Raw genomic sequence first — 21283 nt, 5'->3', positions numbered from 1 at the left:
CCGAATCAAAAATTCCCTCAACGGAGCCCCCTTCTCCCCTCGGGAGAAGGTGCCCGAAGGGCGGATGAGGGTACGTCTGCGAGCGATAGTTGACTGCCGATGTGGCTGCATCAAAGCAATACAGAGCCAAGCCTTTGAGTGGCGCAGAATTCCGCAACTATTTAGATCAAAAGCTTAGTTAATCGAGTGCGCGGTGCACTCACCGCTCGCGGGACACGCCGTGAATCCGTCCTTGGAGGCTCGGTGGCGGCATCCATGCCGCCACACGGTCCCGCAATCGGTGAGGACACCGCACCAGTAAATTGATCGGTTGTTTTTTTAAATGCTCGTCCGTCGCTCGGCCTGCGCTAGGAAGATGATCCGCGTCGGAAAACTGATCGGACGCGCTGTATCCGAACAACGTACATCATGCATTGCCTGCACCCTGCACCCTGCACACCGACCATCTCGACTGGTCCTTGGCCGCCCACCGTCGCGGGACCTTAAGCGGCATGGATGCCGCGCTAGAGCTTACATGGACGTACTTGCAGCGTGTCCCGCGATGGTGGGCGGGCAAGGGCCCTGCTGCCACGTCGCAGATCCGCCGCTCTGTGGTGCAGCAGTCGATAGGGTAAGAAGGTTCGAGAATTCAAGTCGTGCAGACCAGCCGCTCTATACCGAAGCGATTGGGTTACCGCTCTTGATCAACAAACCATGGATCATAAAAACAGGCCGCTTTCGCGGCCTGTTTTTCGATACATCGCGAGTCAGTCAATCAACTCGCCACAATTCAACGCATCACATCAACGCATGCCGGTATTGCTGGCAGCGCCTTCGGCACGCAACGGAATCAGACGGATTTCGACGCGACGATTCTGCGCGCGGCCGGCGTCGGTGCTGTTGTCGGCAATCGGATAGCGCTTGCCGGCGCCCATGGTTTCCATGCGCTCGCGCTGCACGCCCTGTGCGGTCAGATACTGTGCAACTGCGCCGGCACGTTCTTCGGACAGGCGCTGGTTCACCGCATCGCTGCCGACGCTATCGGTATGACCCACCACTTCCACCATGGTCTGGTTGTACTCGCGCAAGGTCGATGCCACGCCATTGAGCGCGCCATAGAACTGCGGCTTCAACGCAGACTTGCCGAAGTCGAAGGTGATGCCGTCGGGCAGGTTCAAGGTGATGTTGTCGCCCTGGCGCTGCACGTCGATACCGGTGTTGGCGGTGCGCTCGCGCAACGCACGTTCCTGACGGTCCTGGTACTGGCCAATCGCCGCGCCGCTGAGCGCGCCGATGCCGGCGCCGACCATCGCGTGCTGACGACGCTCGGTGGCGCTGTCGCCGGTGAGCAGACCGGCAGCCACACCGATCGCGGTGCCGATCAGCGCATTGCGGCCGGTCCGGTTCTGTTGCTGCGTCTGGTCGCCATATTGATCGCGCTGCACATACGAGCCCCCGGTGGCGCAGGCGGACAGCGCGATGGCGCTGGCCAGGGCAACGGCGAGACTCTTGGTGGCTGCTGGGGACATGGTGTTCTCCTGTGGCCGGAACATCCGGCGCTCAATCGTGTCGGCGAGGATAAACAGACCAACGCGACTGGCGCATGATGAAACCGGCCGTCGCCGCCGCGCGGATAGACGTCCATTCAGGAAAACGTTTTCGGCAATCACACGCGAAAACAGGACGAAAACGACCTCTGCCTGCACCGCCAGATGGCCGCATCGAAGACGCGCCCGTGGCGCGAGGTATCAGCAAAAAAAAACATATCGGCGCGCACTGGCAGGGGCGCTGCAGTCAGCCCTTTGTCTTTGCATATGCAGCCAACGCCGCATCACGCCCTTCTGCCAGACCGATGATCGGTGTGCGCGGATACTCCGGTGCCAGGCGCGCGAGCGACAACGGGTGCAGCCAGGGGGCAAAGCGTTCCTTCACCGCGAGCCTGCCGAGCTCGGGCACCCAGCGCGTGATGTACGCGGCCTGCGGATCGAATTTTTCCGACTGCGTCACCGGGTTGAACACGCGGAAATACGGTGCGGCATCGGCACCGGTGCCGGCCACCCATTGCCAGCCCATGGTGTTGTTGGCCAGGTCCGCATCCACCAGCGTGTCCCAGAACCAGCGCGCGCCTTCGATCCAGTGCACGCGCAAGTGCTTGCACAGCAGACTGGCCACGATCATGCGCACGCGGTTGTGCATCCAGCCGGTGTGCCAGAGCTGACGCATGCCGGCATCGACGATCGGAATGCCGGTGCGGCCGCGTTGCCAGGCCTGCAGCGCAACCGGATCGGCCTTGGCCCAGTCGAACCCTTCGAAGCGCGGGTTGAGATTCTGGTTGGTGGTGTCGGGAAAGTGATGCAGCAGGTGATACGAAAAATCGCGCCAGCCCAATTGGCGGATATAGCCATCGATCTCGGCACCATTGCGCGCATTGCGCTGCGCGTCCAGCGTGCCGGCGATGCGCCACGGTGCGATTTCGCCGAAGTGCAGGTGCGGCGATAGCTGCGAGGTACCGACGCGATCGGGACGGTCGCGGTTTTCGCGATACCCGTTGAGCGCACCGTCGCTGAAGATCTCCAGCATTTCATGCGCGCCGGCCTCACCGGGCTGCCAGTGCTCCCAGAACCCGTGGTCCCAGTTCAGGCGCGGCAGCAAGGCCAGCGACTCCAGCGCAACGGTTTTCAGCGCTGCCGGCAACGGCGGCAAGCTGCGCGGCGCAGGCACCGCGGCGGGCAATTGCAGCTGGGTCAGCGCGTTGCGCCAGAACGGGGTAAATACCTTGTACGGGCCACCTTGCTGGGTGGACAACTGCCAGGGCTCGAACAGCAGCGCAGAATTGCAGCTTTGTACCTCGATGCCGCGCTCACGCAGGCTGCGCTTGATCTGCGCATCGCGCGGCTGGGTGGCCGGTTCGTATTTGCGGTTCCAGTACACCGCCACCGCGCCGGTCTGCGCGATCACCTCATCCAGCACCTGCGCGCTATCGCCGGCACGCACGACCAGGCCGCTCCCCAGCGCCTGCAGCGCGTTGTCCAGCGCCGCCAGCGAGCGATGCCGCCAGCTGCGCGAGGCCGCGCCTGGCGCCCACTCGCCTTCTTCGTGCGGTGCGTCGATGTAGAGCGGAATCGGGTCATGCCCGGCATCGAGCGCGGCACGCAGGGCCGGGTTGTCCTGCAGACGCAGATCGCGACGGAACCAGACGATGGCGTGAGACATGCGAACTCGGCAACGGCGGTGAGGCTGCGCAGCATAAGCCAGCGAACGCAACGATGGTGCGATGCCCGCTCGCTATGAGGTGCGGGCGCATCGGCTTGCGATGCGCGTGGACCGACGTTGCCTCGCAATGGATTGCACAGGCGCTGCCGGCTGCTTGCGCGATCGCCGATGCGGTGTGGCGCCATGGCCGCGCCACTGCCGGCCAGGCCTACTGACGAGCGCCTGCAGCGGTCGCACGGCAGCTACTCGAAGCTACCCACCGAATCGTGCGCCAGATTGTCGAAGCGGGTGTATTCGCCGAAGAACTTGAGCTTGCACGCCCCGGTCGGGCCGCCACGGTGCTTGCCGATGATGATCTCGGCCAGGCCCTTGTCCGGCGAATTTTCCTTGTTGTAGTAATCGTCGCGGTAGATGAAGACGATCATGTCCGCGTCCTGCTCGATCGCGCCGGATTCGCGCAGGTCGGCCATCACCGGGCGCTTGTCGGTGCGCGTTTCCAGCGAGCGGTTGAGCTGCGACAGCGCGATCACCGGCACGTTGAGCTCCTTGGCCAACCCTTTGAGACCACGCGAGATTTCCGAAATTTCGGTCGCGCGGTTTTCGCTGTTGCCCGGCACCGACATCAGCTGCAGGTAGTCGATCACGATCAGACCCAGGTCGTGTTCGCGCTTGAGCCGGCGGCACTTGGAGCGCAGCACTTCCGGCGACACGCCAGGCGTATCGTCGATGAAGATCTTGGTTTCCTTCAGCATCTTGATCGCGCCGGTCACGCGCGCCCAATCCTCGTCTTCCAGCGCACCGGTGCGCAGGCGCTGCGCATTGATGCGGCCATTGGAAGAGATCAGACGCATCGCCAGCTGCGAGGCCGACATTTCCATCGAAAACACCGCCACGCCCTTCTTGGACTTGATCGCGGCGTACTCGGCAATGTTCAGCGCGAAGGTGGTCTTGCCCATCGCCGGACGCGCGGCCAGGATGATCAGGTCGGTCGGCTGCAGGCCGGCGGTCATCGCGTCGAAGTCGGTGTAGCCGGTAGGCAGACCGGTGATGTTGCCGCCGTTTTCGAAACGGTTGCGCAGCTCTTCGAACGCGTCCTTCAATGCGCCCGGCATCGCCACGAAATCGGTACGTCCGCGCGCACCGGCCTCGGCAATCTTGAACACCGCCTTTTCCGCGGCCGACAGCAGCTCCACGCTCTCGCGGCCTTCCGGCTGAAAACCGTCGTTGACGATGGTGGTGCCCACCTCGATCAGCTGCCGCAGCACCGCCTTGTCGCGGACGATTTCCGCATATGCGGCGATATTGGCGGCAGACGGCGTGGTGCTGGCCAGCTCGATCAGGTAGGCGCCATCGCCGACCTGCTCCAGCTTGCCCTGCGATTCGAACCACTCGCCCAGCGTCACCGCATCGAACGGGCGATCCTTCTCGTTCAATTCGCGAATCGCGCGGTAGATCAGCCGATGGTCGCGTCGATAGAAGTCGTTTTCGGTGAGCTGGTCGTTGACCCGGTCGAACGCATCCGGCGCCAGCATCAGCCCGCCGAGTACCGCCTGCTCGGCCTCGACCGAATGCGGTGGCACGCGCAACTGGTCAATCCGCGGCTCGGGACGATCGTAATCGTCGTCGTCGCGATCGCGATTGCGCTTGGAACGGAAACCAGGACGAGCGGACATGGACAGACAAACCTGACGCGGGGAGACGAGGGCAGGAAGCATAGTCATCGACGGCGCCGACGACCATGCACAACTCTGTGGATAACTGGTGGACAGCCAGTGCATCACGCTTGTACGCGAGCACTGTCGCAGCAGCCGCGATCCCTGCCCTGCCTGGCTTTCAGCGCGCCAGCCAAGCCTGCCGGCGAGCGCACCGGCCGGCACAACGCTGTGATCAACTCAGTGCTTGAGGTGCGCGACCAGGCCGACAAACGCGTCGACGAAGCCCTGCAGGAACTTGCGGCTGTCGGCATTGGCGATCTGGTCGTCCGGGCCGAACAGGCCGTCCTTGTACTGCAGGAACACCTCCGGCTGGCCGAGCACATGCATGTTCAGATAGGCCAGCACGTTACGCAGATGCTGCTGCGCCGTCGCGGTGCCGATCGCACCGACCGAGATGCCCACCACCGCTGCCGGCTTGCCGCTGAACGCGCTGTCGCCGTAAGGACGCGAGCCGGTATCGATGGCGTTCTTGAGCACGCCGGGAATGGACCGGTTGTATTCGGGGGTGACGAACAACACCGCATCGGCCGCGCGGATCTGCTGCTTCAGGCGCGTGCCCTGCGCCGGGAAGTCGCTGTCGCGGTCCTGGTTGTACAGCGGGATATCGCCGATCTCCACATACTCGAACACGGCCTTGTCGCCGGCCAGGTGCTCCAGTGCGCGCGCCAGCTGACGGTTGTAGGACTCTGCGCGCAGGCTGCCGACCAGGACGGCGATGGTGATCTTGCTCATGGGGGACGCTCCGTGGAAACCGAGCCCCACCCTACCCAGCGCGATGCTCAGAGCCGGTGAAGTGCCGTTCGGCGCCGGGCGGTCGACCGCAGGGACACGCAACCGGCGGGGTGCCGGCCCGAAAGGCGCTGGCGCTCCCCTGGCCGGCCGGATGTCCGAGCGGCAGTTTCAAGCGTCGCAAACAACCCGGCAGCCGCAGCGCGGTCACTGCACCACGGCCTTGGGTCGCGTGACCGGGATCAGCGCGTCAAGGCCGCGCGTTGCGCGCGCCAATGCGCCTGCCAGGCCTGAAACATCAGCACCGTCCACAGGTGCGTATGCCATTTGCGTTCGCCACCGTTGAAGTCGCGCCAGAGCCCGGCCACGGTGTCGGCGGCGAACACGCCTTCGCGCTCCAGGGTGGCGTGCGCCAGCAGATCGTCCGCCCAGCCGTGCAGGTCGCCACGCAGCCACGCGCTGACCGGCGCGCCGAAGCCGCGCTTGCCTCGATACACCATCTGGTCGGGCAGGTAGCGGCACAGCACGCGCTTGAGCAGGTACTTGCTGACCCCGTCGCGGTACTTGAGCGACAGCGGCAAGGACCAGGCGAATTCGGCCACGCGCCAGTCCAGCAGAGGCGCGCGCGCCTCCAGGCCCACCGCCATGGTGGTGCGGTCCACCTTGCACAGCAGGTCGTCGGGCAGATAGGCGGCGAAATCGGCCAGCATCATCGCGTCGGCCGGAGTGCCGGAGCCGTGCAGCGGGTCGGCAAGGCTGTAGAAACTGTCCGGCTCGGTGGCGCCCAGCACCACGGCGGCCGGATCGCGCCAGCGCGAAATGCGATTGCGGTAGATGTCGCCAATGCCACGCGCGCCGGCTTCGGCCACCAGCGCGGCCAGCCCGCCGGTGCGCGAGGATTCGCCATTGCTGCGCGCCGCCACCGCCATCAGGCGGCGCAGCGGGCCGGGCACCAGGCCGTGCATGCGCCAGTTGCGCAGTGCGCGCTGATAGCGCCCATAGCCGAAGAACAATTCATCGCCGCCATCGCCGGACAGCGCCACGGTCACCCCGCCGCGTGCCAGCCGCGCCACGAGTGCGGTCGGCACCTGCGAAGCATCGGCGAAGGGCTCGTCGAACATGTCCGGCAGGGTCGGCACCACTGCCAGCGCGTCGGCGCCGCTGACGTAGAGCTCGGTGTGGTCGGTGTGCAGATGCGTGGCCACTTCGCGCGCCAGCGGCGCTTCGTCGTGATGCGACCCTTCGAAGCCGATGCTGAAGGTGTGCACCGGCTGGCTGCTTTGCGCCTGCATCATCGCGGTGACGATGGACGAGTCGGTGCCGCCGGACAGGAACACGCCCACCGGCACATCGGCCACCATGCGCAGCGCCACCGCATCGCGCAGCACTGCGTCGAGTTGCTCTTCGGCCTGTGCATCGCTGCCGGTGAACGGCGCTGCCAGCGCGCGCTGCATCGCCTCGCGCGCATTCCAGAACGGCTGTTGCGCCTGGTCGGGGCGATGCGCGGCCGCGCCGGCCGCCACGGTCTGCGCATCCAGCCGCAGCACCCGGCCAGGCATCAGCTTGAAGGTGCGCTCGTGGATGCAGGCCGGCGCCGGGATATAGCCCAGCCGCAGCAGCAAGGTCAGCGCATCGCGATCCACGCCGTTGTCGAAGTCCGGGTGCTGCCACAACGCCTTGAGTTCGGAACCGAACACCAGCGTGTCGCCGGCCCAGCCGTAATACAGCGGTTTCTTGCCGACTCGGTCGCGCGCCAGGAACAGGCAGTTGTCGCGCGCGTCCCAGAGCGCGATGGCGAACATGCCGTTGCAGCGGCTCAGGGTGTCGTCCAGCCCCCACTCCACGACCGCCGCCAGCAGCACTTCGGTATCGGAATGGCCGCGGAAGCGATGCCCCAGCGCGGCCAGTGCGGCGCGCAGTTGCGCAAAGTTGTAGACCTCGCCGTTATAGGCCAGCACGTAGCGGCCGTCGGCCGAGCGCATCGGCTGATGGCCCAGCGGCGACAGATCCAGGATGCTCAGCCGTTGGTGCGCCAATGCCACACCTGCCTGCGCATCGCACCAGGTGCCGGCATCGTCGGGGCCGCGATGGCGCAGGGCCGCGCCCATCGGTCGCACCAGCGCATCGAGCTGCTCGCCATGCAAGCGCGGCGACGCCAGCAGCATTCCTGCCAATCCGCACATCGTCAGTGCTCCTGCGGGCGGCCGATGCCGTGCATGTCGCTCATGCGCTCACCGAGGCGGATGCAGGCGCCGGCATTGCGACAAACCCGGGCAAGGCCTGGACGCGTTGCAGCCAGGCACCGATCGCCGGCCAGCGCTCCAGATCGAAGCCGCCGTCCTCGGCGCAATGGGTATACGCAAACAGCGCGATATCGGCGATGCCGTAGTCGCTGCCGGTGAACCAGACGTGCTGCTGCAGATGCTGCTCCATCACTGCCAGCGCCTGTTCGCCGCGCACGCGCAGCTGCGGCAGTTCGGCGCGGCGCGATGCATCGCGCGGTGTCCACAGGCTGATGAAACGCGCCACCGCCAGATACGGCTCATGGCTGTATTGCTCGAAGAACATCCAGCTCAGCGCCTGCGCGCGCTGCCACGCATCGGTGGGCAGGTATGGCGTGCCTTCGGCCAGCCAGAACAGGATCGCGTTGGATTCGGTCAGCACGCGGCCGTCGTCGCGTTCCACCATCGGCACCTTGCCGTTGGGATTCTTGGCCAGGTAGTCCGGTGTGCGGGTCTGCCCGGCCACGCTGTCCACTTCGACCCAGTGATAGCGGCTACCCAGCTGCTCCAGCAGCAGACGCACCTTGTAGCAGTTGCCGGAACTGGACATGCCATGCACGGTCAACGGGGGACGCACGGTCGACATCAAGCTGGCTCCGCGGCAACGACGAGGGGCTGGCAGTGTCACAGCCCTGTGCGCCTTTGCAAAGCCCTTTGCATGCAACGACAGCCGCCTGCCGCCGTCGTTGCCATCGCTGCCATCGCTGCCATCGCCAGCGGCGTTGCAGCGATGGCATAGCTCAGGCCGTCGCCACGATCGCCACCGGTACGCCCAGCACCGCGATGACCACACCCAGCAGCGACAGCGTCAAGGCCCAGGCGCCGAACGCGCGCGTGCGCCCGCATCCGGTGGCACCGGCAACGGCCTGAACCGAGCACACCGACCACCACAGCCCGCCCAGCATCAACAGCAGCACGCACATCGACAACTGCGCCATGCCGGCCGGATCGTTGGCACCGCTCTGCAGCAGGGCCGGCCTGCCCTTGAGCGCGACCAGCCCGGCAAGGACGCACACCAGCCATGGCAAGACGCTGCCCGCCATCGCCGGCAGCAGCCGCTCGACCTGCGCTGCGCTACCCATCCAGCGCAACAGCTGTTTGAGCAGCACGCAACCCAGCACCAGCACCGCTCCCACGGCCAGCGCACCGGCCAGCTGCATCCACCATGGCAAGGCCTGCAGCCACATCCACGCCGACACCAGCGTGGTCACCGCAAACACGGCCCACGCGCTGCGGCGCAAACCGCTCTGCTGCGGCATGCGCTGCACCGTGCCGTGCGGATCGAACAGCAGCCCGCCCAGGCCGCCGCCACGCCACCAGGCCAGGCAACCCAGCACCAGCACGATCAATGCCAGCAACCCGACCAGTGGGTAGCTCAGCGCTCGCCAATCGGTCGGTTGCCTGCGCCGCTGCGGCTTGAGGTCGTGATTGAAGTACAGCAGGTCGCGCGCGCGCTCCATGTCGGCCGCCGCACGCGCCACCTGATTGGCGGGGATGCGGTCGGCGAAGCGCTGCCATTGCCCGATGATCTCGATACGGCCATCGCGCATCGCAATCGTGCGCGAGAAGCGAAACCAGGGGTTGGACACGGTCTGCGTGTCTGCAGCCACCTTGGCCGCCGGGTCTGCCTGCACGCGCACGGTCTGCCGTGCCAGCTGCGGCCCGCGCAACGCCAGCGGGCTCTTGCGCGCCTCCTTGGGCAAGCTATCCATCCAGTCGCCGAGCTGAAACAGCGGGAAACCCACTTCGTCGCCTTCTGCCGCCGGCCATTCCAGCCGATAGGTTTCATGCGTGCGCACATTCAATGCATCGCTATCGTCGATGGTGGGCGCATCGACCTGTGTCAGCGCGGTGTAGTACTGCTGCATGAACTCCAGATAGCGCTCCCCCATCGCCTGCGCGCCATCGTTTTCGAAACTCGACGCCACCCGTTCGCCGCGTCCCTGCCGGTAGGTGGTGTCCACGCTGAAGGTGGCCACGCGCTGCGGTTTGCGCAGCGAAATCGCGATGTCTTCAACGACTTCTACCTGCGGCAAGGTCGGCATCGGCGCCGGCACGTCGATCAGGGCGTCCTGCCCGGCCAGGACCGGCAATCCGCGCACGAACGGCAGCGGCCGACGCTGCGCAAGCGGGCCTTCCTCGCGGTCGCGTGTGGCGTCCACCCACACATCGCCCTGCGGCAGATGTGCGCGCACCACAACATGGTCGAATGCGTAGGGGCTCGGCAGGCGCTTGTCCAGCGTGGCGCCCTTGTCGCTGTTGACCAGCACCGGCTCGGCGCGGATGCCGGCCAACTGCAGCAGCGCAATCAACAAGGTCGCCTTGTCCTTGCAGTCGCCGTAGCGGTTGCGCAACGTCACTTCCGGCGCATGCGGGGCATGCGAGTTCTCGCCCATGTCCAGGCCGACGTAACGGATCTCGCCCTGCACGAAGGCCACCGCACGCAGCAGTGCGCCTTGCGCATCGTCGCTGCGCAGCCGCAGGCTCTGCCTCATGCTGGCAGCCACCTGCGCATCCTGGAATGCATCCGGGTACAGCTGCGCGGCCCACGCCGCCACCCGCGCCCAGTTGCCGGCCGTGGACACTTCGATCAACCCGTACGGGTCCACATCGTCTGGAGCGCCTTTTTCCTCCTGCACGGCGGCGACGTTGCTTGCCCCGATATTCAGCAACGTGACCCCATCGGCCTTGCTGACAGCGCGGCTGAAGCCCGGCGCGCTGATGCGCCACTGCAAGGCCATGTCGGCGGGATAGCGCACACGGACCCGCCGTTCGCCCAGCGGCACGCCGTAGCGCGCATCGAACACGTCGTAATAACCCTTGCCGAACACCGGATTGCTGCCGCTGATGGTCACCCCGTAATCGACCCGGTCGCCCACGCGCAGGTCCGGCAAGGTGATCGACAGCGTCAGCGCGCCATCGATCAAACCGTCTTCCAGGCCGCTTTCGCGGCGCAGCTTGGCGTAATGCGCGCGGCTGCGCATGTCGATGCGCTGACCCGCACGCCAGACATCCAGGCTGTTGAGCTGCAACGTCTGATACTGCGGCTGGTAATCGATGGAGATCTGCCCGGCCTCGTCCAGGCTCTTGGCGCGCTGCACCGTATAGCTCAACCGGCGGTACGCGCGCACCGCCGGGCCGGTGAGATCGACCTGATCGGACACCAGCTCATAGCGCAGTCCGCTCGCACCCGGCACGCTGTCGGGCACCGCATCGGCCACCACCCATGCCGGTGCCGGCGCCATGCTCGGCGCCTCGTTCGCTTGCGCCGGCGCTATCACGATCGCGGCAATCGCGCAGATCCCGCACAGCGTCCAGAAGACGCCTCTCAGGCGTCGCACCACATCCTTGCCGATCAACACCCACTCCTCGTCAAAACGCATTGAGTCCCGTCAGCGCACGTCCCACCACTAGCTGGTGCACGGTTTCGGTGCCCTCGTAGGTAATCACCGATTCCAGGTTGAGCGCATGCCGGATCGCCACATGTTCGGTGGTGATGCCGGCCGCCCCCAGAAGGTCGCGGCATTCGCGCGCCACGTCCAGCGCCATGCGGCAATTATTCCACTTTGCCAGCGAGATCTGTTCCGGCCGCAGCGTCCCGGCCTCCTTCAGACGGCCAAGCTGCAGCGCCAGCAACTGTGCGGTGGAGATCCGCCGCGCCATATCGGCCAGCTTGATCTGCGCGCTCTGGGTGGCCGCCAGCGGCCGGCCGAACAGGATGCGTTCGCCGGCATACGCCAGCGCCTCGCGCAGGCAGGCCACCGCCGCGCCGATCGCACCCCAGGCGATGCCGTAGCGCGCCTGATTGAGGCAACCCAGCGGCGCCTTCAACCCGGCCGCGTTCGGCAGGCGCATCTGCTCCGGCACGAACACGTCATCCAGGAACAGCGCCGAGGTCACCGAGGCGCGCAGGCTCATCTTGTGGGCGATGTCCTGCGCCGTGAAACCGGGGCTGGCGGTTTCCACCAGGAACCCGCACACGCCATCGTCGGTGTGCGCCCAGACGATGGCCAGGCTGGCGATGCTGCCGTTGGTGATCCACATCTTTGCGCCGTTCAGGCGCCAGCCGTCGCCATCGCGCACTGCCCGGGTGGTCATGGCCGCAGGGTCCGAGCCGCCTTGCGCTTCGCTCAGGCCGAAGCAGCCGATGACGCGGCCGGCGGCCATCTCCGGCAACCAGCGCTGGCGTTGCGCGTCGCTGCCATAGGCATGGATGGGATACATGCACAGCGAGGACTGCACGCTGACGAAACTGCGCAGGCCGCTGTCGCCGCGCTCCAGTTCCTGGCAGATCAGCCCGTAGGACACCGCTCCCAGACCTGCACCGCCATCGTCGACCGGCAGGCTGGGCCCCAGCAATCCCAGTTGCGCCAGTTCCGGCACCCACTCGCGCGGGAACCGCCCCGCATCGAAGGCATCGCCGATCGCCGGCAGTACCCGCGTATCGGTAAAACGCGCGACGGCGTCCTGCACCGCCCGCTCTTCGTCGGTCAGCAGCGCACGGACATCGAACAGATCATCGGGACGCACCGGCATGCTGGCTTCCACCACAGGAGAAGCGGCGATTATCTGCCAGTTGCCTGCCGAACATGGCGGCGACGTGTCCAGCGCACGGGATTGACCGCTGGCCTGAAAACAAAAAGAGCCGGCAGTGCCGGCTCTTTTCTTGCTGACGCAGCGATCCTTACGGAAAGCTGCCAGCGTTTTATTACTGGCGCGTACTGCCCGCATCCACGCGGACACCCCGGTCACCGGCCGTCGACGCGGTCTGGGTCACCAGCTGACCGTCGACCACCGGCAGACGATCGCTCGCCGGCTTGTCGTTCATCCGCACGGTCTTTTCGAAACCGTCATAGCGGTAGGTCACGTCGTAGGCCACCACGTTATCGGCGTCGCCCAGCGAGATACGCTCGCCCGGCTTGCTGTCCATGCGCATGGTCCCGGTGGTGCCATCGGCATTGCGGTAGGTCACGTCGTAGCCCACCACGCGCGAGGAACTGGAATTGGCGTTTTCGGTATGGCACTGGCGTTCGGTGCGATCGACGACGCGGCCACCGACATGATTGCGGTCGACCCGGTTGCCGATGAAGCCGCCACCCACCGCACCTGCGGCGGTCGCCAGCTTGCGGCCGTTGCCGCCGCCCACCTGGTTGCCGATCAGGCCGCCGATCACCGCACCGGCCACCGTGCCGCCGACATTGCCGTCGCGCTCGGGCAAACGCTCCTGCACCACCACGTCGCGGCACACTTCGCGCGGCGAGGAGCTGGTGGTGGTTTCGCGGATCGCGGCGCTGTTGACGACCTGCGCGTACTGCGGCTCGCGCTGGGTGATCGGTGCGACCTTGACCACGTCGGCGTACTCCAGGCCGCGCGGCGCCGGCTCGCCGTTGGCAACGAAGTCCCCCGACGACGGACGGTTATTCATGAAGGCGGCGGTGGCCACGCCTCCCACCAGCAAAGCACCTGCAGCGACCAGTATAGTGGTGGTATTGCTCTTCATAACCAGCTCCCTGCGGACGCACCGCGTTGTTGACGGCGTGATTCCAGCACGTGAACCCTGAACAAAAACGCCCTCGCTCATGAACGCCTCGGTTAAGTTCAGCTAGCGGTTACTTCATGCACTTCTAACAGCCGGAGTCTTCGCATGCGAAATCCCCTGACTGCGCGTGCCCTGGAGTGGGCGGGCAAGTTGCGCTATCCCACGCTGTTCAAGCTGGCTGCGGCGTTGTTCCTGGTCGATGTGGCGTTGCCGGACCCGGTCCCGTTTCTGGACGAACTGCTGTTCGGCCTGACCACGCTGCTGCTGGCGAACTGGAAAACCCGCAAGGCACCGCTGCCGGCACCGGTGCACCGCGACTGATGGAGTTGATCGACAGCCATTGCCATCTGGACGCGGGTGAATTCGACCACGACCGCCCTGCGGTGATCGCGCGCGCGCGCCAAGCCGGCGTCATGCAACAGGTGGTGCCGGCCGTCACCGCCGCCAGCTGGCCGGGCTTGCGTGCGGTGTGTGAACAGGCGCCGGGGCTGCATCCGGCCTATGGCCTGCACCCGATCTTCCTGGATCAACACCGCCCCGAGCATCTGGAGCTGCTGGCCGAGTGGATCGAGCGCGAGCGCCCCTGTGCGATCGGCGAATGCGGGCTGGATTTCTATCTCCCAGGCCTGGACGCGCAGGCCCAGCGCGACTATTTCGATGGGCAGCTGCGCCTGGCCAAGCGCCACGACCTGCCGCTGATCGTGCACGCGCGCCGCGCCACCGAGGAAGTCATCGCCCGCATCAAGGCCGTCGGCGGCCTGCGCGGCGTGGTGCACAGCTTTGCCGGCAGCCCCGAACAGGCGCAGCAATTGTGGAAACTGGGTTTCATGATCGGCCTGGGCGGGCCGGTCACCTACCCGCGCGCCAATCGCCTGCGCGGCCTGGCCGCAACCATGCCGTTGCAGCACCTGCTGCTGGAAACCGACGCACCCGATCAACCCGATGCCAGCATCCGCGGCGAGCGCAACGAGCCGGCCGCGCTGCGGACGGTAGTGGACTGCATCGCGCAGCTGCGCGGCGAAGACGTCGAGCGCATCGCCGCACAGACCACGGCCAACGCACGCGCCCTGTTCGGCTTGCCGGGCTGATCAGGCAAGCAGCCGCCGCAGTGTGCGCATGCGATTACGGCGAAGCGTCAGCGACCTCGGCCACCGGCTTGGACGCAGCGGCCTTGGGCTTGAGCAACATCTCCAGCGCCTTGCCAACCGCCACAAACGCGAACGTTCCGGTGATATGCGTGGCTGCGCCCAGCCCGGCTCCGCAATCCAGCTTGAGCGTGGCGTCGGCATCCAGTTGCGGGCGGATGCCGCAGACGCTGCCATCGGCCTGCGGATATTTGACGTTCTCCAGCGAGTACACCGCCGGCACGCCGAAATAGCGCTGCGGATTCTTGGGGAAGTTGAACTCGCTGCGCAGCTTCTTGCGGATCAGCGCCAGCATCGCGTCGTGTTCGGTGCGCGAGACATCGCGTACCCGCACCAGGGTGGGATCGGTGCGCCCGCCGGCAGCGCCCACGGTGAGCAGCGGCAGCTTGCGGCGGCGGCACCAGGCGATGGTTTCCACCTTGACCCGGAAACTGTCGCAGGCGTCGATCACCAGATCCAGGCCGTCGCCCAGCAGGGTTTCGATATTGCCGGTGGTGAGAAACGCCTCTACCGCCTCGGCGTCGATCTCCGGGTTGATCGCCACGCAGCGTTCGGCCATGGCGCGCGCCTTGTTGCGCCCGTATTGCCCGGCCAGCGCCGGCAATTGCCGATTGGTGTTGGACACGCACAGGTCGTCGGCATCGATCAGGCGGAGATGGCCGATGCCGGTCCGTGCCAGCGCCTCCACCACCCACGAGCCCACGCCCCCCATGCCCACCACCGCTACGCGGCAGGCGGACAACCGCTCCACCGTGCCGACTCCGTACAGCCGGTCGATACCGGCAAAGCGTTCACGCCATTGTGCTTTCATCAGCCTATTTTACGCGCGCCACCGCGCGCGCGTCCGCCCAATCGTAGGCTTTCCTGCCGGAGCAGTTCCTCATGTCCGCCACACCTCCCAATCAATCGCGCGCGGCCCGTTACGCCTTCATGCTGGTGCTGGGCGTGTTGATCGGGCTGATCACCACGGTCATGGTGGCGCGCGCGTTGCAGGCGCGGCGCGACCCGCTGCCCGACAGCCTGATGCAGGTGCTGGACTACCAACTGCGCGCGCTGCAGCCGCCGCCGGGCGAGGCCTGCGTCCCCGCGCAGCAGCAAGCGCGACTGCAATCGCTGCGCTTGCTTGCCGACGAACTGGAACCGGCATTTGCGCAGACTGGCGAAGACCGCCGCTTCGGCGAGCATGCCCAGGCACTGCGTGTTGCACTGGCGCAGGCGCAGGCGCAGCGCAGCGCGCCGTCCAGCTGCGCGGCATTCGTGCCGATCAAGCGGCAGATTTCAGAAACCTGCCAGGCGTGTCACCGCGACTTTCGATGAGGCTGGATGAAGGCGGCGCTCGGGTTTCGTTAAGCCTGGAGTGATCCAGTTGGCAGACCGTTCACCTGGACCAACACAGGATGACGTCGCCGCGGCCCCGACCGCCTTGTCGACCCACTGGAGACACCTCATGAAAACCCGACTGCTTGTTATCGGCCTGGCTGCGACCGCGACCCTGGTCGGCTGCGCCACGTCCCAGCCCCAGTACGGCAGCTATCGCGGCGACCGCGGCTACGACCAGGGCTATTCCCAACCGGCGCCGCGCTGCGTGGATTGCGGCATCGTCACCCGCATCGATGAAGTCGGCCCCACCCGCACGGCGCCCACCGGCACCGGCGCGGTGCTCGGCGGCATCGTCGGCGCAGTTGCCGGCCGCCAGATTTCCAAGGAAACCGGCGGCAGCAAGGGCAACAAGAATGTCTCGGCCGTGGCCGGTGCCGCTGCCGGTGCGCTGGCGGGCAATGCCATCCAGAACAACGTCACCAGCGAGAGCTTCGATGTGCAGGTGCGCATGGACGATGGCCGCGTCATCGTGGTGAACCAGCGCGACCTGGCCGGCGTGCGCGAAAACGCCTATGTGCGCGTGGTCAACGGCAAGGTGGTGCTGCGCTGAGCAGCGGCTGCCACCAAGGTGCGGACAACAAAAAGGCCCGGTAACGGGCCTTTTTGCTGGGCGCGTGAGGCATCACCCGCACTGCAGCGGCTCAGACCACCTGCACCGCATCGGCCTGCAGGCCCTTCTGGCCTTGCACGACGGTGAAGCTGACCTTCTGCCCCTCCTTGAGACTCTTGAAGCCCTGGATCTGGATGGCGCGGAAATGGACGAAGACGTCTTCGCCGTTTTCGCGGCTGATGAATCCAAAGCCCTTGGCATCGTTGAACCACTTCACGACACCATTCTCGCGTTCGATGTTGGACATCTCGACTGACTCCCTACGACACTGTGATGGACTGGCGGTGGCAGCTGTGATTGCAAGGAGGAAGCGAGGTACAAGGATGTAGCGGATCGGGCGATCTACCGCATCAGGCCACGATTCACGGTGACCTTTGCAAACAGCAGCGGCTGCAACTTAACCCGCACAAAACGAATTTTCAAGCACTCTTTGCGCGTTTTTGTCAAGCCTGAAACAGGACATTTCTAGACCATCATGGACACGACTGTCGTTTATTACGTGCTGGCTGGCGTGCTGGTGCTGGTGGGTCTTGCCGGCGTCATCCTGCCCGCACTGCCGGGCTTGCCGCTGGTCTTTGCCGGACTGTTGGTGGCGGCCTGGGCAGACGGGTTCACCCATGTCGGCTGGGTCGCGCTGGTGCTACTCGGGTTGATCACCGCACTGTCGTTCGTCATCGACTTCCTCGCCACCCTCTACGGCGCGCAGCGCGTGGGAGCCAGCAAGATGGCGATGTGGGGGTCGGTGATCGGTGCCATCGCCGGGATTTTCTTCATGCCGATCGGCTTGTTCGTCGGCCCGTTCGCCGGCGCGTGGTTGGGCGAGTACTACCAGACCCGCAAGACCGGCCAGGCCACCAAGGTCGGCTTCGGCACCTGGGTCGGCATCATGCTGGGCACGGCCACCAAGCTGGCCCTGGGCATGTGCATGTTGGGCGTGTTTGCGATCGCCTGGTTCTTCTGACCCATCCATTGCAGATCCCGGGCCGGCACGGCCGCTGTCGCACCGGGCGTGCAGACCGGGTCTCAGCAACGCCCCACCAGCGTAGCGACACCCGCCTGGTCGCAACGCCATAGATGTTATGCCGCCGTGTACACACGGCGTATGCAGACGCGACCGTTAAGCTACGCGCCTGACGCGCCTGCCTGGCGCCTACACTCGGCCAGACTGCCCATGCCCAAGCACCGCACCCGTCCCCTGATGCTGATCGCCCTGGCCGCTGCGCCACTGGCGCATGGCCAGGAAATCGCTCCGCAGCCGGCGTCGCCGCAGGCCTGTACCTCCGTGACTTCGGATGCCGCGCGCCTGGCGTGCTACGACCAGGCGCTGGGTTATACCCCGCAGGCTGTGCAGGAGGCAGATGCCGCAGCGCAGTTGGCCAAGCAGGCCGCCAAGGCGGACGACACCCGCAAGATCAGCCGCATGGGCGATTTCTTCCGCGCCGACGGCCAGGACCAGCCGAAGGAAGAAGCGGTCGCCAATGCCGGCCGCGGTTCGCTGCTGGATCGCCGCTGGGAACTGGCCAAGGACTCCAAGCTGGGCACGTTCCAGCTGCGTGGCTACAAGCCGGTCTATCTGCTGCCGGCGTTCTGGACCAGCGACACCAACCGTACGCCACAATCGCCGAACCCGGCCAACTCGGTCAGCACGCCACAGCAACTGGATAGCGCCGAGTTGAAGTTCCAGCTGAGCTTCAAGACCAAGGTGGTCGAAGACCTGTTCGGCGACAACGGCGACATCTGGATGGGCTACACCCAGAGTTCGCGTTGGCAGGCCTACAACACCGATGCCTCGCGCCCGTTCCGCGAAACCAATTACGAGCCGGAAGCGATGCTGGTGTTCCGCAACAACTACAGCCTGTTCGGCTGGAAGGGCCGCATGAGCGGCATCAGCCTCAACCACATGTCCAACGGCCGCGAAGATCCGCTGTCGCGCTCCTGGAACCGGGTGATCCTCAACATCGGCCTGGATCGCGAAAACTGGGCGCTGACGCTGCGCCCGTGGTTCCGCATCAAGGAAGACCGTGCCGACGACAACAATCCCGACATCGAGGATTACATGGGCCGCGGCGACGCGACCCTGGTCTACAACAAGGACGGCCACGAATTTGCGTTGATCGCGCGGCATTCGCTGCGTGGCGGCGACCGCTCGCACGGTTCGGTGCAGCTAGATTACGGCTTCCCCATCACCAACCTGCTGCGCGGCCATGTGCAGGTGTTCGACGGCTACGGCGAAAGCCTGATCGACTACAACCACAAGGCCACCTACATCGGCCTGGGCGTGTCGTTGCTGGAGTGGTTCTGACGGCGCTGGCGGTACGGATAACGCCTGTCGCAGCCTGACCACGCGCTGGAGTCTGTGTCGACCTGAGCGATGTGGGGGACTGCAATGAAAAAGCCGGCAGCGATGCCGGCTTTTTTGTGTCGCGGTTACCGCACGCAAACAGGGACGGCGGAAGACGCTGCCGCCCTGTTTCAGGCGGCGACTCAGACGTCGAAGAAATCCACCTTGCCGTCCTTCAACGTGTAGTAGGCGCCCACCACCCGACATGCGCCTGTGCGCAGCGGTTCGAGCAATGCCGGTTCGGAGGCGCCGCGCAGGCGATCGACAGTGCGCTTGACGTTGGCCTTGACCGAGGCGGCGAGCAGGTCGTCGCCGCCCTTGCTCTTGGCGGCCAGCACGGCCGGGACGATGGGTTCGATCATGGAGCCGATCGCGCCGGGAAAGAAGGCATTCTGTTCGACAACCGACACCGCAGCCGCCACTGCGCCGCAACTTTCGTGGCCCATCACCACCACCAGCGGCACGCCGAGCTGGCTCACCGCATATTCGATCGACCCAAGCGCGGTGGTGTCCACGGTATTACCGGCGTTGCGCACGATGAACATCTCACCCAGGCCGCGGCCGAACAGCAGCTCCGGCGGCACGCGCGAGTCCGAGCACGACACCAGGATCACGAAGGGAGTCTGCCCGAGCGCCAGTTCCAGACGCCGCTTGCTGTCGGAAATGACCTTTTTGGGGCGATTCTCGACGAAGGCCGCGTTTCCGTCGCGCAGCACCTGCAGCGCCTGTTCGGCGTTGAGATCGGTCTTTTTCGAGGGTGCCGCCGCGCGTACCGCGAACGGGAGGGATGCGGCAGCGGCCGCGATCGGCGCGCAACAGGCGCACTGCAGCAATTTTCGGCGGGATGCGGAATGCGACATGGACGAGCCCCTGCTCTCTGGTTGGTCTCGCGATGCTACTACGCGGCCGGCGCGGCAAATGCCTACCAGGGAGGTTATCCGGACATGACTTCGCGCCCACGCGCCGCGGGTTCAGGTCCAGTCCGCTATACCCTCGCGACGATAGGTTTCCTGAAACGCCGGGCGCGCCTTCATACGCTGCGCATGCGCCTTCAGCGCCGGCCAGGTATCGGTCGGACGCGGCATGTTGCGCGACCAGCGCATCAACATGGTCAGCATGAAATCGGCGGCCGATAGCGTCTGGCCGAGCAGATACGGCCCGTGTGCCTGCAGATGCGCATCGACCTGGGTCCAGGCCGCTTCCAGCTTGTTGCGTGCTTGCGCCTGCGCTGCATCGACGTGCGCGGCGCCGGCCGGCTCGTGCGGGTAGAACCAGGCGCGATACGCCGGCTGCAAGGTATTGGCGCAGAAAAACATCCACGTGGAGTACGCCGCGCGCTCGGGCGTGGCGACCGGCGGCGCCAACCCGGCGTGCGGGTAGAGATCGGCCAGGTGCATGACGATGGCGGCCGCTTCGGTGAGGACCTGCCCGTCCAGCACCAGGGTCGGCACCACCCCGGCCGGGTTGAGCGCCAGATACTCCGGCGCCTTTTGCTCGCCGCGTTCGAAATCCAGCGGATGCAGTACGTGCGCAACGTCCAGTTCGATCAACAGCCAATGGAGGACCAGGGCGGCGGTACTGGGGGTGTGGTAGAGCGTGGCGGCCATGCGGGGTCTCGGGTCAGTTGGTACAGGCGCGCAGGCAGGCGAGCTTGCGCGGTTCGCAGTGATTGTCGTCGCTTTGCTGGGTGCAATCGAAGACCTGCGCCATGCAGTTGGCTCGTTGCGCCGGATTCTGCACGTCGTCGCAGCGCTTTCCGCGCGGCGCTGCCCTGCTGCTGCAACTGGACTCGCTGGGCCGGTCGGCGCGGCATTGTCGAGCGCTGCTATTGCACTGCGCGATACAGCGATCCGCAGCCGAGGGGCCATTGAAGCGTGTCGCAGCGTCGCCTGTCTTGAGCGGATTACGCTCTGCGAATGGCACCGGGGCGGCAGGTGGCGGCGCGTAGTTGCGCGAGGGAAACAGCACCGTGGGTGCCTTCTGCTGCTGCGCCGCCGAGCTCAGGCTCAGGCACGACAACAGCGCGACGCAGACGAGTCGGAGCATTCCTGTTCTCCTCAAGACCAACGGCGGGTACGGCGAGCATAGCCGGTTCCCGTGCAGCCACGCCTGTCTTCCCTGACGAGAGATCGCAGATGCCGCCTCTCCGACGGCACTGGACCCGCTGCCGGTACCTGGCTGCATCTGCCGGGTGACCTGCAAGCAAACGGCAAGGCATGCCATCGCCTCGCCGTTCCAACCACGGCTGACGCGCGCACTGTCGCGCACAGTCGTCAGGCGGATGCAGCGGATGCGGAAAACGCGCGCGTCTGCGCGCTTGTTCCGCCAACGTGCGCAGACCGCCGCGCCG

The 21283-nt window shown here is 65.9% G+C and carries 20 protein-coding genes; 6 read left to right on the top strand and 14 right to left on the bottom strand.

The genetic code is table 11. The features are described 5' to 3' along the window. Window positions 1–782: 782 nt before the first annotated feature. From Y887_RS05930 to Y887_RS05890, 9 genes are all read right to left on the bottom strand, one after another. Window positions 783–1508 (bottom strand): YiaD family glycine zipper/OmpA-like lipoprotein, encoded by a 726-nt coding sequence (locus Y887_RS05930; RefSeq protein ID WP_046963485.1) that lies wholly within the window; start codon window positions 1506–1508, stop codon window positions 783–785. A gap of 265 nt (window positions 1509–1773) precedes the next feature. Continuing rightward, on the bottom strand, window positions 1774–3192 hold the full coding sequence (locus tag Y887_RS05925; RefSeq protein ID WP_046963459.1) for a cryptochrome/photolyase family protein: 1419 nt from the start codon (window positions 3190–3192) through the stop codon (window positions 1774–1776). A 242-nt stretch (window positions 3193–3434) separates the two neighbouring features. Continuing rightward, window positions 3435–4865, bottom strand: a complete 1431-nt coding sequence (locus tag Y887_RS05920) for a replicative DNA helicase (RefSeq protein WP_046963458.1) — start codon at window positions 4863–4865, stop codon at window positions 3435–3437. A gap of 219 nt (window positions 4866–5084) precedes the next feature. Further along, a complete protein-coding gene (locus tag Y887_RS05915) occupies window positions 5085–5639 on the bottom strand; it encodes an NADPH-dependent FMN reductase (protein ID WP_046963457.1) in 555 nt (184 codons plus the stop codon). Window positions 5640–5878: 239 nt separating this feature from the next. Further along, a complete protein-coding gene (gene asnB, locus Y887_RS05910; protein WP_046963456.1) occupies window positions 5879–7819 on the bottom strand; it encodes an asparagine synthase (glutamine-hydrolyzing) in 1941 nt (646 codons plus the stop codon). A 40-nt stretch (window positions 7820–7859) separates the two neighbouring features. After that, window positions 7860–8504 (bottom strand): glutathione S-transferase family protein, encoded by a 645-nt coding sequence (locus tag Y887_RS05905; RefSeq protein ID WP_046963455.1) that lies wholly within the window; start codon window positions 8502–8504, stop codon window positions 7860–7862. A 154-nt stretch (window positions 8505–8658) separates the two neighbouring features. After that, on the bottom strand, window positions 8659–11202 hold the full coding sequence (locus Y887_RS05900) for a DUF3857 domain-containing transglutaminase family protein (RefSeq protein WP_046963484.1): 2544 nt from the start codon (window positions 11200–11202) through the stop codon (window positions 8659–8661). 88 nt (window positions 11203–11290) lie between these two features. Next, complete coding sequence (locus Y887_RS05895) at window positions 11291–12466, bottom strand: acyl-CoA dehydrogenase family protein (RefSeq protein WP_181112904.1); 1176 nt, start codon at window positions 12464–12466, stop codon at window positions 11291–11293. A gap of 160 nt (window positions 12467–12626) precedes the next feature. Continuing rightward, window positions 12627–13418 carry a glycine zipper 2TM domain-containing protein gene (locus tag Y887_RS05890; RefSeq protein ID WP_046963454.1) on the bottom strand — a complete coding sequence of 264 codons (792 nt, stop codon included), beginning with the start codon at window positions 13416–13418 and terminating at the stop codon, window positions 12627–12629. Between the two features lie 144 nt (window positions 13419–13562). On the opposite strand from Y887_RS05890, the gene Y887_RS05885 reads away from it, so the two are divergent. Then, on the top strand, window positions 13563–13778 hold the full coding sequence (locus tag Y887_RS05885; protein WP_046963453.1) for a DUF6116 family protein: 216 nt from the start codon (window positions 13563–13565) through the stop codon (window positions 13776–13778). After that, on the top strand, window positions 13778–14545 hold the full coding sequence (locus Y887_RS05880; RefSeq protein ID WP_046963452.1) for a TatD family hydrolase: 768 nt from the start codon (window positions 13778–13780) through the stop codon (window positions 14543–14545). Before Y887_RS05885 ends, Y887_RS05880 begins: the two co-directional genes overlap by 1 nt. A 34-nt stretch (window positions 14546–14579) precedes the next feature. On the opposite strand, the gene Y887_RS05875 is transcribed toward Y887_RS05880, so the two are convergent. Next, window positions 14580–15413 carry a tRNA threonylcarbamoyladenosine dehydratase gene (locus Y887_RS05875; protein ID WP_046963451.1) on the bottom strand — a complete coding sequence of 278 codons (834 nt, stop codon included), beginning with the start codon at window positions 15411–15413 and terminating at the stop codon, window positions 14580–14582. 71 nt (window positions 15414–15484) lie between these two features. On the opposite strand from Y887_RS05875, the gene Y887_RS05870 reads away from it, so the two are divergent. Both Y887_RS05870 and Y887_RS05865 read left to right on the top strand, forming a co-directional pair. Continuing rightward, window positions 15485–15919, top strand: a complete 435-nt coding sequence (locus tag Y887_RS05870) for a hypothetical protein (protein WP_046963450.1) — start codon at window positions 15485–15487, stop codon at window positions 15917–15919. A 130-nt stretch (window positions 15920–16049) separates the two neighbouring features. Next, window positions 16050–16532, top strand: a complete 483-nt coding sequence (locus Y887_RS05865) for a glycine zipper 2TM domain-containing protein (protein ID WP_046963449.1) — start codon at window positions 16050–16052, stop codon at window positions 16530–16532. 91 nt (window positions 16533–16623) lie between these two features. Here the strand turns inward: Y887_RS05865 and Y887_RS05860 are convergent, their stop codons facing one another. After that, entirely contained in the window at window positions 16624–16839 is a 216-nt protein-coding gene (locus Y887_RS05860; RefSeq protein ID WP_003483561.1) for a cold-shock protein, read from the bottom strand. 228 nt (window positions 16840–17067) lie between these two features. On the opposite strand from Y887_RS05860, the gene Y887_RS05855 reads away from it, so the two are divergent. Both Y887_RS05855 and Y887_RS05850 read left to right on the top strand, forming a co-directional pair. Next, window positions 17068–17553, top strand: a complete 486-nt coding sequence (locus Y887_RS05855) for a DUF456 domain-containing protein (protein ID WP_046963448.1) — start codon at window positions 17068–17070, stop codon at window positions 17551–17553. Between the two features lie 210 nt (window positions 17554–17763). Then, window positions 17764–18894, top strand: a complete 1131-nt coding sequence (locus Y887_RS05850) for a phospholipase A (RefSeq protein WP_046963447.1) — start codon at window positions 17764–17766, stop codon at window positions 18892–18894. Window positions 18895–19076: 182 nt separating this feature from the next. On the opposite strand, the gene Y887_RS05845 is transcribed toward Y887_RS05850, so the two are convergent. The 3 genes from Y887_RS05845 to Y887_RS05835 form a co-directional block, all read right to left on the bottom strand. Then, window positions 19077–19793, bottom strand: a complete 717-nt coding sequence (locus Y887_RS05845; protein WP_181112907.1) for a carbonic anhydrase — start codon at window positions 19791–19793, stop codon at window positions 19077–19079. Window positions 19794–19904: 111 nt separating this feature from the next. Further along, window positions 19905–20540: a glutathione S-transferase family protein gene (locus tag Y887_RS05840; RefSeq protein ID WP_046963445.1), complete on the bottom strand. Its 636-nt coding sequence runs from the start codon at window positions 20538–20540 to the stop codon at window positions 19905–19907. A 13-nt stretch (window positions 20541–20553) separates the two neighbouring features. Continuing rightward, complete coding sequence (locus Y887_RS05835) at window positions 20554–20979, bottom strand: hypothetical protein (protein ID WP_046963444.1); 426 nt, start codon at window positions 20977–20979, stop codon at window positions 20554–20556. Window positions 20980–21283 lie beyond the last annotated feature (304 nt).

This window comes from Xanthomonas pisi DSM 18956, from assembly GCF_001010415.1.
Taxonomy (GTDB): Bacteria; Pseudomonadota; Gammaproteobacteria; order Xanthomonadales; family Xanthomonadaceae; genus Xanthomonas; species Xanthomonas pisi.
Note: the sequence above shows the minus strand (reverse complement) of the source record. Positions and strands in the feature narration are given on the sequence as shown.